At 35.4% G+C, this 17,880-nt stretch carries 24 protein-coding genes; 5 read left to right on the top strand and 19 right to left on the bottom strand.

The features are described from left to right. Positions 1 to 47: 47 nt before the first annotated feature. The 9 genes from GHT08_RS06085 to GHT08_RS06045 all read right to left on the bottom strand — a co-directional run bounded on the left by GHT08_RS06085 (position 48) and on the right by GHT08_RS06045 (position 4,909). Positions 48 to 521 (bottom strand): GNAT family N-acetyltransferase, encoded by a 474-nt coding sequence (locus GHT08_RS06085; RefSeq protein WP_163580537.1) that lies wholly within the window; start codon positions 519 to 521, stop codon positions 48 to 50. Between the two features lie 5 nt (positions 522 to 526). Continuing rightward, positions 527 to 742: a hypothetical protein gene (locus GHT08_RS22125; protein ID WP_238343511.1), complete on the bottom strand. Its 216-nt coding sequence runs from the start codon at positions 740 to 742 to the stop codon at positions 527 to 529. Positions 743 to 913: 171 nt separating this feature from the next. Further along, positions 914 to 1,813 (bottom strand): aminoglycoside phosphotransferase family protein, encoded by a 900-nt coding sequence (locus GHT08_RS06075; protein WP_163580536.1) that lies wholly within the window; start codon positions 1,811 to 1,813, stop codon positions 914 to 916. Positions 1,814 to 1,921: 108 nt separating this feature from the next. Next, positions 1,922 to 2,467 carry a DUF1697 domain-containing protein gene (locus tag GHT08_RS06070; RefSeq protein ID WP_163580535.1) on the bottom strand — a complete coding sequence of 182 codons (546 nt, stop codon included), beginning with the start codon at positions 2,465 to 2,467 and terminating at the stop codon, positions 1,922 to 1,924. A gap of 107 nt (positions 2,468 to 2,574) precedes the next feature. Further along, the gene (locus GHT08_RS06065) at positions 2,575 to 3,012 is read right to left on the bottom strand and encodes an SMI1/KNR4 family protein (protein ID WP_163580534.1); all 438 of its coding nucleotides are present in this window, start codon (positions 3,010 to 3,012) and stop codon (positions 2,575 to 2,577) included. Between the two features lie 107 nt (positions 3,013 to 3,119). Then, positions 3,120 to 3,380, bottom strand: a complete 261-nt coding sequence (locus GHT08_RS06060; protein WP_163580533.1) for a YesK family protein — start codon at positions 3,378 to 3,380, stop codon at positions 3,120 to 3,122. Positions 3,381 to 3,419: 39 nt separating this feature from the next. Beyond that, positions 3,420 to 3,830, bottom strand: a complete 411-nt coding sequence (locus GHT08_RS06055) for a hypothetical protein (protein ID WP_238343510.1) — start codon at positions 3,828 to 3,830, stop codon at positions 3,420 to 3,422. 226 nt (positions 3,831 to 4,056) lie between these two features. Next, positions 4,057 to 4,263, bottom strand: a complete 207-nt coding sequence (locus tag GHT08_RS06050; protein ID WP_238343509.1) for a hypothetical protein — start codon at positions 4,261 to 4,263, stop codon at positions 4,057 to 4,059. An 88-nt stretch (positions 4,264 to 4,351) separates the two neighbouring features. Further along, a complete protein-coding gene (locus tag GHT08_RS06045; protein WP_163580532.1) occupies positions 4,352 to 4,909 on the bottom strand; it encodes a DUF5412 family protein in 558 nt (185 codons plus the stop codon). A gap of 445 nt (positions 4,910 to 5,354) precedes the next feature. Between GHT08_RS06045 and GHT08_RS06040 the strand changes: the two genes are divergently transcribed. From GHT08_RS06040 to GHT08_RS06030, 3 genes are read left to right on the top strand one after another with little or no spacing between them, the layout of a single operon-like run. Then, positions 5,355 to 6,092 (top strand): MerR family transcriptional regulator, encoded by a 738-nt coding sequence (locus GHT08_RS06040; protein ID WP_163580531.1) that lies wholly within the window; start codon positions 5,355 to 5,357, stop codon positions 6,090 to 6,092. After that, positions 6,089 to 7,024: an ABC transporter ATP-binding protein gene (locus tag GHT08_RS06035; protein ID WP_163580530.1), complete on the top strand. Its 936-nt coding sequence runs from the start codon at positions 6,089 to 6,091 to the stop codon at positions 7,022 to 7,024. The genes GHT08_RS06040 and GHT08_RS06035 overlap by 4 nt, the downstream gene beginning before the upstream one ends. Next, positions 7,024 to 7,755 carry an ABC transporter permease gene (locus GHT08_RS06030; RefSeq protein ID WP_163580529.1) on the top strand — a complete coding sequence of 244 codons (732 nt, stop codon included), beginning with the start codon at positions 7,024 to 7,026 and terminating at the stop codon, positions 7,753 to 7,755. Before GHT08_RS06035 ends, GHT08_RS06030 begins: the two co-directional genes overlap by 1 nt. A 195-nt stretch (positions 7,756 to 7,950) precedes the next feature. Here the strand turns inward: GHT08_RS06030 and GHT08_RS06025 are convergent, their stop codons facing one another. The 6 genes from GHT08_RS06025 to GHT08_RS06000 all read right to left on the bottom strand — a co-directional run bounded on the left by GHT08_RS06025 (position 7,951) and on the right by GHT08_RS06000 (position 13,961). Next, positions 7,951 to 8,454 carry a GNAT family N-acetyltransferase gene (locus GHT08_RS06025; protein WP_163580528.1) on the bottom strand — a complete coding sequence of 168 codons (504 nt, stop codon included), beginning with the start codon at positions 8,452 to 8,454 and terminating at the stop codon, positions 7,951 to 7,953. Between the two features lie 39 nt (positions 8,455 to 8,493). Continuing rightward, positions 8,494 to 8,898: a helix-turn-helix transcriptional regulator gene (locus tag GHT08_RS06020; protein WP_163580527.1), complete on the bottom strand. Its 405-nt coding sequence runs from the start codon at positions 8,896 to 8,898 to the stop codon at positions 8,494 to 8,496. A gap of 288 nt (positions 8,899 to 9,186) precedes the next feature. Beyond that, positions 9,187 to 9,927 carry a class I SAM-dependent methyltransferase gene (locus GHT08_RS06015; RefSeq protein ID WP_163580526.1) on the bottom strand — a complete coding sequence of 247 codons (741 nt, stop codon included), beginning with the start codon at positions 9,925 to 9,927 and terminating at the stop codon, positions 9,187 to 9,189. A gap of 296 nt (positions 9,928 to 10,223) precedes the next feature. Then, positions 10,224 to 11,231: a DUF3231 family protein gene (locus GHT08_RS06010; protein ID WP_163580525.1), complete on the bottom strand. Its 1,008-nt coding sequence runs from the start codon at positions 11,229 to 11,231 to the stop codon at positions 10,224 to 10,226. Between the two features lie 156 nt (positions 11,232 to 11,387). Next, a complete protein-coding gene (locus GHT08_RS06005; protein ID WP_163580524.1) occupies positions 11,388 to 12,383 on the bottom strand; it encodes a glutaminase in 996 nt (331 codons plus the stop codon). 1,005 nt (positions 12,384 to 13,388) lie between these two features. Next, the gene (locus tag GHT08_RS06000) at positions 13,389 to 13,961 is read right to left on the bottom strand and encodes a nitroreductase family protein (RefSeq protein ID WP_163580523.1); all 573 of its coding nucleotides are present in this window, start codon (positions 13,959 to 13,961) and stop codon (positions 13,389 to 13,391) included. A gap of 362 nt (positions 13,962 to 14,323) precedes the next feature. Here GHT08_RS06000 and GHT08_RS05995 point away from each other — a divergent pair, with 362 nt between their 5' ends. Then, positions 14,324 to 15,589: a helix-turn-helix domain-containing protein gene (locus GHT08_RS05995; RefSeq protein ID WP_163580522.1), complete on the top strand. Its 1,266-nt coding sequence runs from the start codon at positions 14,324 to 14,326 to the stop codon at positions 15,587 to 15,589. Between the two features lie 60 nt (positions 15,590 to 15,649). Continuing rightward, a complete protein-coding gene (locus GHT08_RS05990; RefSeq protein ID WP_018930735.1) occupies positions 15,650 to 15,805 on the top strand; it encodes a DUF1540 domain-containing protein in 156 nt (51 codons plus the stop codon). Positions 15,806 to 15,862: 57 nt separating this feature from the next. Here the strand turns inward: GHT08_RS05990 and GHT08_RS05985 are convergent, their stop codons facing one another. The 4 genes from GHT08_RS05985 to GHT08_RS05970 form a co-directional block, all read right to left on the bottom strand. Then, the gene (locus GHT08_RS05985; RefSeq protein ID WP_018930736.1) at positions 15,863 to 16,000 is read right to left on the bottom strand and encodes a YvrJ family protein; all 138 of its coding nucleotides are present in this window, start codon (positions 15,998 to 16,000) and stop codon (positions 15,863 to 15,865) included. A 125-nt stretch (positions 16,001 to 16,125) separates the two neighbouring features. Beyond that, entirely contained in the window at positions 16,126 to 16,338 is a 213-nt protein-coding gene (locus GHT08_RS05980) for a DUF2922 domain-containing protein (protein ID WP_163580521.1), read from the bottom strand. A gap of 34 nt (positions 16,339 to 16,372) precedes the next feature. After that, complete coding sequence (locus GHT08_RS05975) at positions 16,373 to 16,597, bottom strand: DUF1659 domain-containing protein (protein ID WP_163580520.1); 225 nt, start codon at positions 16,595 to 16,597, stop codon at positions 16,373 to 16,375. Between the two features lie 251 nt (positions 16,598 to 16,848). Further along, on the bottom strand, positions 16,849 to 17,484 hold the full coding sequence (locus GHT08_RS05970; RefSeq protein WP_163580519.1) for a hypothetical protein: 636 nt from the start codon (positions 17,482 to 17,484) through the stop codon (positions 16,849 to 16,851). Positions 17,485 to 17,880 lie beyond the last annotated feature (396 nt).

Here is a 17,880-nt window from a genome sequence, read left to right as displayed (position 1 = left end):
GATTACTCTTCTAAAATAATTGTACTAATGGTTTAAGGTGTTTTTCTCTATTTTTCTTTAATCATTGTCATGAACTCCGCATAATCAGTGGTGAATTTGTCCTTCTCTACAAACCCCAGTTTTTCATATAAGTGTATAGCTCTATTATTAAATGTTGCCACTGTTAATCTTATCGGGACTTCCGGGTTGTTTTCTTTTATATAGTTAATAATAAACGAACCAAATTGATATCCGTAACCTTTTCCTACATTGTCAGGATTCATGCCGAGACCTAAATCTATACTCTTAGCTTTATACACACCAAATTTATGTCCAACTGGGATTTGAGCTGTTTCACCCGTACATAAAAAGCCAAACAAATTACCTTCATCATCTATTATCGCTTTATAAGAACCATCGAGGCGTTCATTTAACTCTTCTTCCGTAACTTCACTATTATAGAAATCATAAGGTTTTTCATATCTCCATTGAAGTAGCTTTCTCGCTAAATTCTCATCCATATTTTTAATGGTTAAATGCATCCTAATCACTCGTTTCCTTTATTGTGTAGAAAATCGAATGGCTCATCGTCTAAATCGTACTCATACATAGGGTTTATACACTTTAAGATAGAGACAATTGCATTGTTATATCCAGACAATCTTTCTTTTTCCCTTTTATCTTTTAATTCTTCGTTTTTGAACTGTTTGGCTATTTCCTTTACTTTGTGGAGGTACTTACTTACAAATTCTTTTTCCTTCATTTCTTTAATATCCGCTAACATTTGATTATAAGCTAGTAATTCACCTTCATCATTATGTTTAAAATCCGTTTTATCGAATACCGTATTCGTGTTTAAAAAATGAATATTCCTTTTTCCCTTCGAACAATTTTTTCGATTTTCATATCGATCGATTATTCATAATCTTAACCTTTATTGATACCACCTGGGTATTAATCTATCGAAATAATCATGATCTTCTAAAAACATGTACACTTTGTCTAGCATTTTATTTATGTCGTCCGGAATAGTTTTTAAGGTCCATACTACTGTAGAAAACACACACATTGCTAGATAAAGTGAATATAATCTCCAAAAATATTCGTCAGGGTCATTATTTTTCAAATAGCCTTTAATTTGTCCTATTGAAAAAGGAATGCTTACTTCTCGACTAAATATCCCAATTTTAAGAAATTCATGAATGGGATCTCCCCAGTCATACCTGTTGAAGTCTATCACTCCAGCAAATTTCTTATTATTTACAATGATATTTCCAATATGGAAATCATCATGTTGAAACAAATTCGGACGTTGTTTCATGAGGTATATATTCTCCTCGATAAAATTCATTATTTTGTGGTCATTTTTCACTTTTACCCCACATGCTAAGTATGCGTTTATATAATTCTTATGCTTTTCTACTTTCCTTGAGTACCAGGAAGAAACATGACTTGGTGCTGCATACTGATGCATTTTTCTTAATTCTTTTCCTGCTTCTAAGCCAATATTAAATTGCTCTTGATCGGAGTATGTTTGAATTTCATCCTCAGCATCTATACCCTCAATGTATGATGTAATAATATACCCTCGATTTCCTGCTTCACCTATAGAGATTGGTTTCGAACAAGTAACGTTATAATCTTGCATTCGTTCTAGAATAAAAAACTCCTGCTTTTTTGATTCAATATCATTTAGCTCAAAAGTCCGTAGAAGTAACTGTTTGTCGCTATTTTGTACTAGATACTTTTCATCTGAGGAAAACCCCTTCTTAATTTGGAAATAGTCCTTGAAATCACCTAGTTCAGGAATCTGTTTTATTAGCGTTTCAATCATTTCCTCACCCTACCTTTTTGGCTTTCTATTATTTAAAGCACTCCCATTGAATTTTCCAATCCCAGCTTCAAACGCTAGAAATGAAAGGTCTAGTACGCACGGTAGAACTTAACCGTTTTGGGCTTGCATCAGTTCATATATCTTACGAGCAGTGTTGACATTCCTTACAGTAACTTGTTTGTATATCTTTGACCCAACGATCTTTGACATACCGCTTTTGGTCATATTTTTTTTATCAACCGACCATAGGATCGCGCCAGGAACATATTTTACTGTATCTATATTCGGTTTAATGACTAAATTCTCAAGTACAGATTTATCATCAATTTCATCCCACAAAAACATGACATCACTTTTCATGTCTTTGTCATTTTTCCACGTGTCTGCAATAGCGTTCATGATTTCGCTTACATATTTGATACTTCGAACTACTACCTTAATTTGCAACCCAAAATCATTATGTATCGCTTCCTCCAATAAACGTGATAGTTCGTTTTTTGAAAAACCATTATAAGAAAAAATAATATTTCCTGTATTGATGTACGTGATCACATCATTCATCCCAACTTGTTCAAACGTTTGTTTCAGTACCTTCATGTCTATTTTATTCTTTCCACCCACATTAATCCCTCGAAGAAGAGCAACATAAATCATAACCATCCTCCTACATTTTTGGTTTTTGACCTCACAAGATATGGAATACTAACTTAATATTGACCATCACACTACTCCTTTTGCGGCAGTGCAAAAAGTCATTCCAACTAAATACTAATCTTACCAGTTATCCAACCTTCAACAAATTGTTTTAAGGAATTTGCAATCCAAGTTCTACTGTCATCCTCATGATTCCAAACAAATATATCGTTTTTTTCAATGTTTCCGTTTTTTTGTATTGCGTAACAAAATAAGTCGCCATTACCTGCGTCTGAAAAAAAGAAAAGATTATCGAAAGGCATGTAAATGTCTCTATATTCTTCAAATCCTCTAAAAAATTGATTGTCCTCCATAATCAGGGAAGTTGACCAAATTAAAGGACAATTCCAACTATCACACACACCATTGGTTTCATTCAATAAGGCCGCTAATTCTTCTGGTAATTCAACATTTAATTCTTTTTGAATTTGAGAAATCTCATACTTTGATGCAGGTTCTTTAAAGTAATATTCCTCTGAAATGGAAGTGATAAATTCTTTCCACATATCCTTTCCCCCCTGAATTGGATGAATATCTGTTATATTCCATTTCTATTTATGAAAATCCTGCATTTAAGGAAGGTAATTTCTATTTAAAAAAGAAAAATGATATTTTACCGTGCAACACTTCCCAACACAAAAGATACAATGGAAAACATGCCTAAAAAGAAACCAAGAAACCCATAAGCGGCACCTTCAAACCCTCTAATGTTAACAAAACCTATATAGAATAGAACAACAGCAGCTATAATCGTTATGATTCCAGGCAACAGTCTTACTGATAAGGGAAAACCCTTTTTGCTGAACCACCAGGTCAACGCCAAAATAATCAGCCCCGGAATAAGTGCTATTAGAAAAGGTCCTAAAAGCATCATTGCTATTCCCTCCTCTCACCATATTAATCTATATTCATACTATTCATCAGTTGAATGGAGTTTTTCTTCTAATTCCTCAACCTTTCTCATAAACGGGCCCATACTATTACTTATTGAAATATTCAAATCTAAACCTACATCTCGAAGTATTTCTCGTAATTGTTCAAAATTCTTCTTATCATCTTCCGTTAACTCAACGAAACTATATAAAACGTCATTAGAATATTGATTTAATTTTGAATATAAATGGCTTAACGTTTTCTTATCACTGTTTGAGAGCGTCCCTAATTGTTCACCAGTAGTTATCCCAAGAGAAATACCTTCCAATATATCTCCTAATTCAATTGTCACTAAGTTAGGTTCTGACCAATTGTTCTCACTTTGGTGAGCAATTAAACCTTCTAATTCGACTAAGTTATATTGGACTTCTGTTAAAAAGGACTTGTTCATTTTAATAAACCCTCATATTACGATAGTGATAAATAAGATATTCAATCCTATTAAAATACTAAAAATTAACTTCCTTTTTTTACTCAATTTACCCCCCTCATATGAAATCGCCTTGTTAAACTATAGCCATTCGTTAGCTTAATAGTGAACCCAATATTAATGGTGCAACAATCAGTATTATGGAAGTGAAGGTTAATGTAATGGAAACCTTTCTCGGCAATTTCTCTCACCCATCTCCCTGATACCAACCAGAGAATTGTAATTTGTTTCTATATAATACAAAAAGCAAAACTAATATCGCTAATGCACCGAGCCACGAATAACCTTCAGTTGCTTCATTGATCGTATAAAGATCTCCTAAAATTGCCCAACCTAAATTACCAAGTAATACGAAAATAATTATTATACGTAGTAGTTCTAATAATGTCCTCATTACTTATCGCTCACCTACCTCTTTTATACCTAATTCGTTTATCCAATTCGGTCTTCGCTTGTCCACCCAGTTTGTTCAATAAAAATTATTAGTTTTGGTAGCAAGTCTCATATTCGTCTTTCATTAACAAACTTTTACAAGCCAAACCATTTTCGTGATAAATTTCTTTACCGATTTCTAATTCAATGCTTCTATTTGAATTGGGATAATCAGGGTCGTCATTTAGAATGTACAGTGTATTCCCATCCAGCCATTCCATCGAAATATTACTTTTTGCATCACTATAATAAACAGTTTGCACTTTGCTTTTCTCATTATTATCTGTGATTTCAACCCATACATTAACACCGCCTGCTGCACCACCATATAGTTCATAATAAGCATTAGCTGTATATTCCTCAGTGGGAGAGGTTAGGGGTCCAGGTCCCTTTTGCATGGATTCTCTATCAATTTCACTAAATGTAAAAAAATATGTTTCATATATATAGATCGAAAAAACCAGAACAACCCCACACAAAGTTGCAATCAATAATTTTTTAGGAAAAGGCTTATTTTTAATGAAAGAAATTATTATTCTTGTACATAAAATCAAAAGTAATATAACGGTAATGAAAAGTATTAAGAAACCAAATAAAATTAAAATCATAATCTCCCCCATACTATGTTCAATAACAGTATCTCAAATACTTACAAATATTGTAATACGCTTATTCAACTCATCAGCTTCAATAGTGAATAAACGTAACTGCTTATTCCTCCAGATAATAAATCTAATCCTTTAATGGGTAGCACATATCAAAAAGATTCCTTCTTATTCAAGAAAGCACCCGATTACAAAAGTTGAAAAAAGGTGTTAATTAAGTTCCCCCTTTTCCTTTAAGCTTAACATAATTATGTATTTTGAAAATTCATTAAAACTAACATGTTGTTATTCTAACCTGCCTTGTTAGGCGTGAAGAAGGAAAGCAAGGGCAAGTTTTCGTTTACCTTACAGGTAAATATTAATTTCTTTTTAAAAATTTTTCATTCACCTATTGAACAACACGTAACGTGCTGATTTATACTAAAGAAAATAAAGATGAGGTGAAGTAATGTACACGATTGGAAAACTCTCGAAAAATACAGGAGTTACTGTGAGGACATTGGATTATTATGATGAAATTGGTTTGATTAAACCTTCATCAAAAACGGAGGGAGGGCACCGCTTATACAGTGAGGATGACGTTATGCGGCTGGAACGAGTTTTAGCTTTGAAATATATGGGATTTTCACTGGAGCAGATTAAAGATATCCTGGAAAATTCTACTTCGACCTGGCAAGAGTCGATCCAGCAGCAGCTGGAATTGGTTAAACGAGAACAGGAACGACTGCAGGTCCTAGAGCAAGCACTGCTTGGTATCTCGTATTCCATTGAGATCGAGGGAGAAATTAACTGGAAAATTATTTTTAGTATTATTCAACTTTATCAACAGGATCCTGAAGATGCCTTACAGCAATATAAAGATTACTTGAATGACGATGAAATGAAAAAAATCATGGATATGAATGTGCAAAATATGAGTGAGGAAGACATACGGAAATGGATAAAGGTCATTCATGACATCAAAAATAATCTTAACATTGACCCGGCTTCAGAAAAGGCACAGCAGCTGGTGGAAAGCTGGTTAAACCAAGCAGAGAAAATGTATGGAAATGATGAAAAATTACTTGGAGATATGTGGCAAGCACTGCAAAATTTAAAGGAAGGCATTGCTTTTTACCCAATGAACAAAGATGTTATCCAATTCATTGAAAGTGTTTTTATTGCAAAGGAGGAATTAAAAAAATGATTCTCGATATAAAAGGTGTTACGAAGGTTTTTCCTGGTAAAGGAGAATCCAAAAATGTTGCCAATGACAATCTCACATTTACGATTAATGAAGGAGAAATATTTGGGCTTCTTGGACATAATGGTGCGGGAAAAACGACGTTGGTTAATCAAATATTAGGACTATTAACACCTGATCATGGTGACATTCATTTGCTGGGAGAATCAGTAATGCAATCACCTGCACGTGCCAGGTCCATTTGTTCCGTACAGCCGCAATCCCAAGTGTCATTGGGCTTACTTACTCCAAAACAGGCAGTAACACTGATAGGGAAAATGCGGATGGGAAAGAAATTTGAACCAAAGCGAGTAGAAGCGCTTTTCGAAGCATTGGACATGGGGGATTGGGCGAATACAGAAGGCGAAAAACTATCAGGTGGCGTGCGAAGGCTGACAGCCTTTTGTATGGCGGTGATCGCCCCAGGTGAGTTAGTTATCCTTGATGAGCCAACCAATGATGTTGATCCGGTTCGCAGAAGTTACCTTTGGCAGGTAATACGTGACTTGGCGAAAAACGGGAGCTCCGTTATTTTAGTAACGCACAATGTTCTGGAAGCAGAAAAGGCAGTGGATCGCGTGGCTATTATGGATAAAGGAAAAATATTGACACAAGGGGATCCAGCGGAAGTAAAAAGTTTAGTAGGAGACCGGATGCGAATTGAACTTAGTCTTGAAAAGGAATTTAAAAATATCGAGGTTCCTGGATGGGCACTTTCGCCGCATCAGAACGGATCCCGTCTAATTTTCTCTTTAGATCCATCAAAAGTATCATCCACGATTGATTGGGCAAAGAATCAGGTAGATAAAGGCCTTGTTATAGACTATTCCCTGTCTCCAACTACAATTGAGGATGTTTATATTGAATTAACTTCTAAAAAGGGGGCAGTTTCGTAATGAATATGGTCAGCCATTATAAGTATGTTTTTCAAATGCAGTTTCTTAGAAATGCCGGGTTTTTTATATTTATGGCTTTATTACAAATACTGATATCCATAGGGATTGTTATAGGCTTTTCCTATCTTATGCCAAATCCGGATACGGAAACGATTCTATTTTTAGCAACAGGAGCCCCTACGATTATTTTGATTATTGCAGGAATGGTTATCCTGCCTCAGCAAATTGGTACTGCAAAGACAGATGGATATATGGAGTACATGCGTACCTGGCCTGTGAGCCGCTCCGTTATCCTTGGGGCAGATACAACCATATGGTTATTGATTACCTTGCCGGGAATAATCGTTTCATCTATTGTTGCACATCTCATGTTCACTCCGGGATATGATATCTCTTGGACGGTAGTACCGGCATTACTGATGATTGCATTAACGTCAATTGGTGTTGGATATGGATTTTCCTATCTGTTGTCACCCACAGCATCAATGGGTATTTCCCAGATTGTTGTATTTGGAGCACTTATGTTTTCACCAGTAAATTTCCCAATGGATCGGCTGCCCGAATGGCTTCAGTCCCTTCATGAAGTGTTACCAATTTATTCGATGGCAGAAGTGATGCGTGCTTCCCTAGCTGCATCTACCTTTGATGCAACGATGGGAAATTATATTAATTTAATGGTATGGTGCATTTTAGGGTTTGGCGGAGCTATATTTATTTTGAATCGGAAGTAACGGTAAAAAAATATTCCATTTCAGATGAAAAAAGGGACTTGGAGGGAAGTCCTTTTTGCTAAACCACCAGGTTAACGCCAAAATAATCAATAAGTGCTATTAGAAAAGGTCCTAAAAGCATCATTGATATTCCCTCCTCTTACCATCTTAACGTTATATTCCATTTTTGCAGCGTTACACCTATTCCATTGATCTCTAATTAGTCCACAAGTAATAAACAAACTTTAGATTTTGTCCATCTATTTCTTCAGCGTCTGTTCTAATATGCTCAAAACCGTTTTTCTCCAATACTTTTTGTGATGCTATATTATTATTTGTTGTCTTGGCTAAGAGCTGTTTTATTCCTTGCTCACTTACTGTTTCTATTAATAGCCTTAACGCTGTGTAAGCAATTCCTTTTCCGGTATATGATTCTCCTACTCGATAACCAACATGTCCCGAATAACCCGACTTATCTATATCTACCAAATTCATTCTTCCAAGAATTTCTCCACTGATATTTTTAATTAAATAAAAATATGATAAACCTTGTGCTTGTTCATCTAATAAGGCTTGATGCCGTTTTTTAAATATCTCAAAGTCATAATAATCATCTCCACGACTTGGTACCATTTTTTCAAAGAAATTTCTGTTTTCAAGTTCAAATTTAAATAATTTATCTGCATCTTTGTACTGTAATTGCTCAATTAAAATGTCCATAGTTCCCACCTTCTTAAACGTTTGTGAATATCATCTATTCTAAAAGAGTGACTTTATTGATTTAATCGTATCCGTTAAAAATAGAACTGTTAAAACTCCGATTATCATAAACATATTTGAGAGTGAATCATTAGAAATATATATACTAAGAAATACTAACATAATTCCTATATAAAACCCTGGGTCTGAGAATTGATCAAAGTTTTCTTCTTCATCAATACTTATCTTATCTTGTAAGTCTTTATCACTTCTTATCAAATCATCAATCGTCACATTAAAAATATCACTTATTCTAATAAGATTATGTATATCCGGATAACCTTTATTCGCTTCCCATTTATAAACCGCTTGACGTGACACATTTATTTCCTTAGCTAAGTCATCTTGAGACCAAGCCCTTTCTTCTCTTAATGTCTTCAGTTTATTACCAAATTCAATATCCATATTAGCACCTCCTAAGAAAACACTACAACAATATGACATAATAAGAAATAAACTTATAGTTACAAGTGCAAACTCTTTGTTTACATCATTTAATAGCCTTATATAAATTCGCACTTAATGCCTACTTTATTTCTTTTACTGATTATTGATCTGTGCAGCTCCAACAACTAACTATTTGAGTATTTTAACATAAAATGCCAAGAACCATGTTAAATGTAAATTATAAGAAAAAGATCGCCACAATGGACGACCTTTATGTTTGTTTATGCATGTTTTAGATTTTCCAATTTACTTTTTAGCTATCAGAAGAAATCTTTTAGAGTTTGTGCGAATTCCTTTTTCACTGCTATAGTTCTCTATGAAATCATTCAATATTTCAAAGTCCTTTTTATCTTGACCAAAGTCAGGAATAATTGGTGTATGTTTCAGCAAAAAAAGAAGGTCTTCTGGTCTTTTAAAATATTCTATTGCATCATATTCAAAAGATTGAATGTCAGAAAAACCTGCTTCTTTCAGTTCATGAACATATCGTTCTTTTAATACTCCATCGGTTTGATGATAAGCTTGCCCTCTACCAAATGCTTTTTTTATATTTAATTTATCCGCTTCACTTACTTGTTCTGTCAAAAACCAACCATCGTTCTTTAATACCTTAGCTATTTCTGTTGCCGAAAAGGGTGCGTGACAGCATGACACAATGTCAAAAAAACAAGTAGGGAATCGCAACTCAGCAGACGACATTTGAAAGAACTTTACGTTTGGTATGGTTGATTTCTGTAAATTAGATTGAGCTGTTTCCACCATTGAGTTGGATAAATCAATTCCAACCAAGAAAAATAGGGAAGGTGCAATTCTTAATAAGTTTTCACCGCCACCAGTACCAATATCTAAAAGTACGTCTGTTTTCAAACAGCTATTGATTACTTCTTGATAAAAATCCCATTTAACACCTTCAGAGAAAGACTCTATATGAGTAAAATCCCAACCATTTAATTTTCCAACTTTATCGTAAAATTTTTCATCATTCATTTTTTACCGCCTTTCAAATGTAAAAAAACAAGACTACAGTGTCTTGTTTTCATCGTAATATCAATGACTTACCAACACTGTTCAAAATATAGGTTCTTAAAAAAGGGCATACTTCTCCCTTGACGGCTGGTACGCGTTTTTTCCAGCCCGAGAAACTAGATACTTCGAACAAGACGGTATAACATTCCATTCACCCCATTTGAAAAATTAGCTTAAATATAACAAATTCCACCGAGTATTGTAAACCTTTTCTTCTTTGATTTTTTGTGGGATTAAACACAAGAATAACAGGGATTTTAGTCCTTTGCTAAATCTTTTCGATTAGCGGCCAATGGTGGCTGCTCTAACCATTCATTTGCAATCATAATATTTGCGAAATCCTCCGAAAACTTCAACACCTCTGCTACTAATCGTGAATAATCCACAACTAAATCACTTCGTCGGCTCTCTGATATGGCTACTCCATAGTTTCCAATACCAGCATAAATCATAAGCCCAAAATGAAATAGCATTAATTTATCCGAAAATGGAGATTCTGTTGAATCGGTTACTTCCTGATCAAAGGACATAGGTACAGGAAGAGAGTTCATTTCTAAATAACTACTAAAGACCTTTATATGTTTCAAGGCAATGTCTTGCCCTCTTAACAGAAAATTAAGAATTTTTTTAGATTGAGCAACTTGACTAAAAGCCACAGCTATACTTGTTCCTAATTGGTTAGTCTGAATATTGGCATGAAGGTTAGCTATCTCTGCTCCCGTAAGCGCTTCTCGTCTACCTAGTCCTTCTAATAAAAAGGATTGTTTCTGTACAAACTCTAATTTTTGTGGATATGGAATCGATGGAGGACGCATGGCTATTCCTTTTTCTAATAAAAGCCTAGACAACTCCGTATCTAGCTCAATAGTAGATGTTAAACATTTGGAGAAAAAAGAACGGACATCTTGTCGATAGATATTGGATACTATTCTTCCATAAGTTTCTAACCCTCCTTTAGCCATATTCTTCATATATTTTAAATAAAACACATCAGAAAAAAGTCTTTTGGCTTTTAGGTTTACATCTTGTTCTGTAAATCCTTGTGGGATCTGTATTCCTTCTTTTGTGAACATATCTTCAATCATCACCACATGTTCCTGAGATAAATCCAATGCGTGATTTAAAATAGATTTAACATCTTCGTCTTCGATGTGTTCAAGAAAATACTTAAATACACAAATAGCCATACTATCTCCCATGTATGTGTTCCATAAGTAGGATGTTTCAGCGGCTGTTAATTTAACATTTTCGTGATTATTTTCCATCTGAACAACTCCCTAATAATAAGTTAGGACTATTATCTCTCATAATAGAAAAAATTATGAAAGAACAATTTCAATAACAAATGCTTTTTATATTAGCGAAAACTTTCTTTATTTTTTCTGTCGTTTTCTTGTGTAATGACTTATGTTCTTCACACCTTAAAATATACTTAAATCCCATTGCTTTGCTATATGCCGGAGAAGTTTAATTCCTGCGATACTATTGCCCTGTTTATCAAGCGCAGGGCCATAAACTCCGATTCCACACCCTCCAAGGAAAGGAAGATCTTCTTGTCTTGCTCTAGGAGGAGAAACGGCAATAATTCCACCAGAAACACCACTTTTAGCTGGAATTCCGACATACGCAGCAAATTTCCCAGATGCATCATACATCCCACAAGTCAACATCAAGGACTTTGCTAAACGAGTAAATTGCTTTGGAATAATGTCTATCTCTGTTTTCGGATCCCTACCGTCATTTGCTAGTACCGTTCCTAAATGCGCCAAATCCTGAAGGGAAATTTCAATTGAACATTGTTTAAAATACGTTTCCAATGTCAGTTCTAACTCTGATTCCAGATAGCCAGTTTCGACTAGATAATATCCAATAGCTCGATTTCGCATCGAGGTTTCTCTTTCCGATTCAAATACATCCATGTTTAATGAAGGACGATATCCTAGAATGGTTTCCAACAACTGAAAAAGAGGCTCCAATTTCTCATCAGATGTTTTACCGTTCAATAGCGAGCTTACGGTAATTGCACCGGCATTCACAAATGGATTAAATGGCTTTTTGAGCTGCTTCATTTCTAGATGCATAATCGAATTAAAAGCCTGACCAGTCGGCTCCACGTCAACCCGATCTAACACATAGGAAACGCCTCTTTCCATACATGCTACAATAAAGGTAAAAACTTTCGATATACTTTGTAGTGTGAAGGGAATATCAACATTTCCAGACTCAATCTTAACTCCATTAATCCCCATGATTGAGATTCCTAAGTGACTCTTTTCTGCTTGACTTAAAAGTGGTATATAGGAAGCAACTTCCCCTTCCTCTGTATGTTTCAAATAAAAATCCACCCAGTCATCCACATAATTTTGCAACCAATCTTTGGTTAACTTTGTATTTTGATTAATAGCTCCTTGTACCAAAATAACCACCTCATCAGGTAGTAGTTTGTGTATCTATTCGGGAAAGTTGCATGCAGAGAGAAAATAGTTACATTATTAAGTTCGGGATAACTGGTTATTCGTAGATGCAAACATTTAATTCATGATTTTAGGATTCTCTTCCGGGGATATGTGACGCTCTTCCGGGGATAACTGCTTCGCTTCCCGGGATATTCGCATATATCCCCGGAAGGGAAAACTTTTTCCTTGGAGCAGGGGGCTCGCTTCCGGGGATATGTGGCGCTCTTCCAGGGATATGTGTTTCGCTTCCCTGGATACTAGTATATATCCCCGGAAGGGAAAACTTTTTCCTTGGAGCAGAGGGCTCGCTTCCGGGGATATGTGACGCTCTTCCGGGGATAATTGCTTCGCTTCCCTGGATATTAGCATATATCCCCGGAAGGGAAAACTTTTTCCTTGGAGCAGGGGGCTCGCTTCCGGGGATATGTGCCGCCCTTCCGGGGATAACTGCTTCGCTTCCCGGGATATTAGCATATATCCCCGGAAGGGAAGACTTTTTCCTTGGAACAGGGACTCGCTTCCGGGGATATGTGCCGCCCTTCCGGGGATAACTGCTTCGCTTCCCGGGATATTAGCATATATCCCCGGAAGGGAAGACTTTTTCCTTGGAACAGGGACTCGCTTCCGGGGATATGTGCCGCCCTTCCGGGGATAACTGCTTCGCTTCCCGGGATATTAGCATATATCCCCGGAATGGAAGACTTTTTCCTTGGAACAGGGGCTCGCTTCCGGGGATATGTGGCGCTCTTCCGGGGATATGTGCTTCGCTTCCCGGGATATTAGCATATATCCCCGGAATGGAAGACTTTTTCCTTGGAACAGGGGCTCGCTTCCGGGGATATGTGGCGCTCTTCCGGGGATAACTGCTTCTCTTCCCTAGATATTAGCATGTATCCTAAGAAGAGATATTGCTTATCCAAGAAAAAACACGCACATCTTATAAAATGTGCGTGTACCAGAAAAAAATCAATCTCTAAATTCACCTTCCATAACCGTTTCCGTTAGTGGACGACGAACAGACGGTTGTTCACGTTCTTGGAATTTTTCCTCTAATTTATCTATTTCATCTTGGTAGCCGATTGCAACGACGGCATGGATTGCATATTGGTCTGGAATGTTTAATACTTCACGAGCTTTACCCTTATAAAATCCACCCATTGCGTGTGTGATGAGTCCTTTTTGCATTGCCTGTAAAGCTAAATAACCCCAAGCTGTACCAGTATCAAAACCATGTGTTCCTCCGACTTCTGTATCAGAGATAATTAGTACATATGCGGGTGCCTTGTCACACCAAGCAAGATTTCCATCCATAATAAAAGATTGAAACTTCTTGCGGTCCTCTTCTGTTCTTGCAATGATAAAACGCCATGGCTGCTTGTTACTTGCAGATGGTGCCCAACGTGATGCCTCCAATACTGACATCAATGTCTCTTCATCTACTTCTTGTTCTGAAAAAGAACGAGGTGACCAACGCTTTAAAAAGATATCATCAATTGGGTAATCTGGTTTACGATAATCATTAATATTAATGTTTTTCACGATATATTCCCCCTTCAACCACACATTATATGCTAACTTGGAAAATATCTCAAAAATCACGATTTTGGGCGATTGTCATAACTTATATTAACTACATAATCAAAGGAGATAACAACACCATGAAAAGTTTTTTTTATTTTTGCTTCATCATGATTGTTGGTTTCGCCATTTTTATCATCTGGTTACTTTTTATTGTACCGTTGATCGGCTTAAAAACATTTATCATTTTAGTAATTTTATTAATACTCCTGTTTTCGATCAAGATCATTTGTAAATAAATTGAATATTTTAGAAAATATATGGATTTTATAATGATTCTATAGTATTATATATATTGTACTAAATTTTATAAGGAAAGTGATGTGAAATCAGTGTATGAAAAAGGAAAATTAATACGTCAATATCGTAAAGAACACAATTGGACGCAAGGAAAACTGGCCAATAAAGTGGACACGAGTGTTACAACAATCAGTAGAGTTGAATCGGGTAAATCTTACCCCTCTCAAGAATTAATGTCGAGGATCGTAAAAGTCCTGCAAATAGGAGAACTTTCCCATCCAGAATACCATCCGCTCAATAATCAATTAACCTCCTGGCAACAAAGCATTAACCAAAGAAATTATGCGACCGCCAATAAATACTACAAAGAACTCAAAAAATTTCCCATAACTTATTTTTATAGTCAACGTGTGATATATACGTGGTGTAATTTCCAACATGCACTTAATCTTTTCCACACAGATGTAGCTGAAAGGTTCTTAGAAGATGCTAAGAAGTATGCTGATACCCTTACTCCTGTTAATAACTATCCATTTCACAAATCAATCGGCTTATATTATTTGTTACTCGACCAAATAAAGGATGCATTTACTTATTTAAATATAGCGATCAAGCAGAATCCTGTTATGTTTGAAAAAGATGGTGAAATTCACCTATACTATGCTCTTGCCTATGATAAAATCGGACAAACCTTATGTTCTGTTTCCTATGCCTCCACTGCACTATCGATATTTCAATCAACGCTAAATCAACCCAACATTTTATTATCTCGCATCATTAAGATTAAAAGTTCCCTTCGTAGTCAACAACTACCAATAAAGAATATCATTCAAGAATTACATACCATTCTGGATAACTACACAAGCATATACAGAAATTACATCTATTATTTATTAGGGACTGCTTACTTAGCAGACAACGATTTTGAAAGCGCACTAAAATATTGTAGAAAAGCAATCTACAATGAAAAAATAATTCCATTAAAAGTCATCTATAACTTTTTCAACGCTCTTATATACGCATTGCTTGAAGATGAAGAGATGGCATTAGATGTGATTGATGGTGGAAAATCACTTAACAAAAATAAAAAGTATGACTATTATTTCTACTTATTAAAAGGCATTATTCAAGGGATACATGGCTCTGAAAATTACCGAAACAAAATCACAAATGAAATCATCCCTTATTTCCAGTTGACAGGAAATTCGCTTGACGTGAAATATTGTCATGCCATTCTAGGAGATATTTATTACCAGAAAAATGTCTACAAAAAAGCAGCTGATAATTATTATATTTATCTTAAAAATGCTTATATTTCAGAGTTGCTAGCCAAGTACCCGCAAAAGTAAATTTTCCCACACATTATTTTGGATTCTTGAATCAGAATATCCATATAGGAGGTGTGTGAGATGGCGAAAGATGTTAAATGTGAGGTAAATAACTGTAAGTTCTGGGCTGAGGGCAATAGATGTCATGCAGCTACCATCTATGTTGTCAGTCATACCGGAAAAAGTGCTGCCAATGAAAAAGAAACAGATTGCCAAACATTCGAACCGACCGTCTAACAGCCTTCTTTAATGACCTCAGCTAACTATGGGGGTTAGCTGAGGTTAAATCATTTACTACCTCATTTTTTCAGGTAAAGCAACAATGGACTCAATTAATGTATTGAGCTTCGTTTCGATACGGTGTAACAAATAAAAAGTCACCGCAACTGGAAAACCGAGATCGGTAACTAACGATATCCATGTTTGCTCCATGTGAAGAACTCCTCTCCTTAAAGTAGTTGTATTTTGTTTGGATATTTTTAGAATGCTTTCTCCTTGAAACGTGCTTACATCACCTACATGAAAAGGAGAGCTAGTCTGCTCTCCTTTTTGTTACCTTAGATTTCGATTTCGCTAAAATTTCGTTCGACAATGCGGGCGCTTTTCTTTGTGACTAAGTCACCGCCAGAAGAAAAGAAGGCATTTTCATTAAGGATGGCATCCATTGCTGCATTAACTTGCACGGGATCGACAGGCTCCACTGGATTATCCAATGAGAAAGTAACTGTTTTCCCTTCTTCATTTTCGAATTTCAATTCGATCTTCTTCATTACCTACACCTCCCTAGTTCTGATGATTTTTGGATTAATCCTCTGTGATTAATTCTGTGTCATTACGTTTCACCGAATATAAGTCCATTTGTTGTAATGGGACAAGCTCTTGCGTGATCGCTAGCAGCTGGTCAGCTGTCGCATCTAACTTCACGTTGTTAAAAGACTTGGTCTTATAAATCGGATCTCCAGAGACTGGGTCTGTGCCTTCTTCGAATGTCAATTGTAATCTAGAATCAATTCTTTCTGCAGAAGCCATGTGTGCCACCTCCCTTCATCTTTATAATCAAATTTGAAGGTAAAAAGGTGTCACTATACTGTTGTTCGTTCCTCATTTTCATAAGTTAGAAAACTTTCTCCATTCTATATATCATTTTCTTACCTTTTCTATCCTGCATTGAAATCAGGTGCACCTAGTCTTGTTTGATAAATGTGATTAGTTACCGACACTCCCTAAATATTTTGTGATTAAAAAAGACACTCACCGATAAGGTGAATGTCCTAAGATTTTTACGATTCTTTTACTGTTCTGTCTTCAAACAAACGATATTTTTTAATTTGACCTTTATCATTTGTATAAGAGGCATTTACATAAGAAACTTTATCCTCTTCCCACGTTATAAATAGTATTATCTCTACTTCTCCATTCTTAAGCCCTTCTTCATCTATAGCGTCAACTATATCTTCGTTTTCGAAGGGCTGTTCAAAATAATAACCTTTAATTGGCCTAATGTTATAAAGCCATGTTGGTTCAGCATTCTTTGCATCATAACCTTTTTTGAATGGCTCTCCTATTAATTCTTTAACCTCTTGTTCAATCATTCCGATTTTTAATTCGTTTTTGATAAATTCAATATCGATTTCTTGTTCATCAACGCTTTGTTCTTTGGTTGCATCCTTACTTTTTTGTGAATCATCTTCGGATTCTTGTGATGTTGTTGTCAACTGTTGATCAGATTCTTTTGTAACAGCTTCTTCATTCTCTTCACTAGCCTCTGCTTTAACATTAGAATCTGTAGATGCTTCTTCAAGTACATTTTCTTCGCTTTCATCATTAACTGATTCATTTGGAGTTACTTCATCCTCCTGTTGTCCACATCCAATTAATACTCCAGTAACTACTATTAATAACAACCATTTTTTCATACTAATTTTATCCCTCCATATTTTATTCTCACTCATTTAGACGAATTAAATTACATTATGGACTCATTTTTGTTACAAAAAGATTACAAGTTTTAAGGTAATTAAAAAAAGTCATTAGTCAAACTGTATTATTTGTTTTTACTGTAGTCTTTTTAAAGTCAATCCGTACTATATCATATACTAAGGATAAGATGGAGCTTTCAAGAAAGTCATATTAGATATAAGAGGCGCAGGAGGATACTACAACTTCCCAATATATAGGTTAGAAATTTGCTGCTTCACATCAAGGTTAAACACATAATATTCGTATATTCTCTTAATAAGTAAATTATGCTCTTGTCTCATAACAGTTTTTGTAATGATAGAATTTTCATCGATCATAATCCCTTGTATTTT

The organism is Gracilibacillus saliphilus (assembly GCF_010994085.1).
Lineage (GTDB): Bacteria > Bacillota > Bacilli > Bacillales > Amphibacillaceae > Gracilibacillus > Gracilibacillus lacisalsi.
The sequence above is the reverse complement of the archived record's forward strand: the minus strand, read 5'-3'. Positions and strand labels throughout refer to the sequence as shown.

Coding starts and splice junctions, on each gene's coding strand:
- GHT08_RS06085 (WP_163580537.1), bottom strand. CDS start 521: ATGCATTTAACCATTAAAAATATGGATGAGAATTTAGCGAGAAAGCTA.
- GHT08_RS22125 (WP_238343511.1), bottom strand. CDS start 742: ATGAAGGAAAAAGAATTTGTAAGTAAGTACCTCCACAAAGTAAAGGAA.
- GHT08_RS06075 (WP_163580536.1), bottom strand. CDS start 1,813: ATGATTGAAACGCTAATAAAACAGATTCCTGAACTAGGTGATTTCAAG.
- GHT08_RS06070 (WP_163580535.1), bottom strand. CDS start 2,467: ATGATTTATGTTGCTCTTCTTCGAGGGATTAATGTGGGTGGAAAGAAT.
- GHT08_RS06065 (WP_163580534.1), bottom strand. CDS start 3,012: ATGTGGAAAGAATTTATCACTTCCATTTCAGAGGAATATTACTTTAAA.
- GHT08_RS06060 (WP_163580533.1), bottom strand. CDS start 3,380: ATGATGCTTTTAGGACCTTTTCTAATAGCACTTATTCCGGGGCTGATT.
- GHT08_RS06055 (WP_238343510.1), bottom strand. CDS start 3,830: ATGAACAAGTCCTTTTTAACAGAAGTCCAATATAACTTAGTCGAATTA.
- GHT08_RS06050 (WP_238343509.1), bottom strand. CDS start 4,263: ATGAGGACATTATTAGAACTACTACGTATAATAATTATTTTCGTATTA.
- GHT08_RS06045 (WP_163580532.1), bottom strand. CDS start 4,909: ATGATTTTAATTTTATTTGGTTTCTTAATACTTTTCATTACCGTTATA.
- GHT08_RS06040 (WP_163580531.1), top strand. CDS start 5,355: ATGTACACGATTGGAAAACTCTCGAAAAATACAGGAGTTACTGTGAGG.
- GHT08_RS06035 (WP_163580530.1), top strand. CDS start 6,089: ATGATTCTCGATATAAAAGGTGTTACGAAGGTTTTTCCTGGTAAAGGA.
- GHT08_RS06030 (WP_163580529.1), top strand. CDS start 7,024: ATGAATATGGTCAGCCATTATAAGTATGTTTTTCAAATGCAGTTTCTT.
- GHT08_RS06025 (WP_163580528.1), bottom strand. CDS start 8,454: ATGGACATTTTAATTGAGCAATTACAGTACAAAGATGCAGATAAATTA.
- GHT08_RS06020 (WP_163580527.1), bottom strand. CDS start 8,898: ATGGATATTGAATTTGGTAATAAACTGAAGACATTAAGAGAAGAAAGG.
- GHT08_RS06015 (WP_163580526.1), bottom strand. CDS start 9,927: ATGAATGATGAAAAATTTTACGATAAAGTTGGAAAATTAAATGGTTGG.
- GHT08_RS06010 (WP_163580525.1), bottom strand. CDS start 11,231: ATGGAAAATAATCACGAAAATGTTAAATTAACAGCCGCTGAAACATCC.
- GHT08_RS05990 (WP_018930735.1), top strand. CDS start 15,650: ATGGCGAAAGATGTTAAATGTGAGGTAAATAACTGTAAGTTCTGGGCT.
- GHT08_RS05985 (WP_018930736.1), bottom strand. CDS start 16,000: ATGGAGCAAACATGGATATCGTTAGTTACCGATCTCGGTTTTCCAGTT.
- GHT08_RS05980 (WP_163580521.1), bottom strand. CDS start 16,338: ATGAAGAAGATCGAATTGAAATTCGAAAATGAAGAAGGGAAAACAGTT.
- GHT08_RS05975 (WP_163580520.1), bottom strand. CDS start 16,597: ATGGCTTCTGCAGAAAGAATTGATTCTAGATTACAATTGACATTCGAA.
- GHT08_RS05970 (WP_163580519.1), bottom strand. CDS start 17,484: ATGAAAAAATGGTTGTTATTAATAGTAGTTACTGGAGTATTAATTGGA.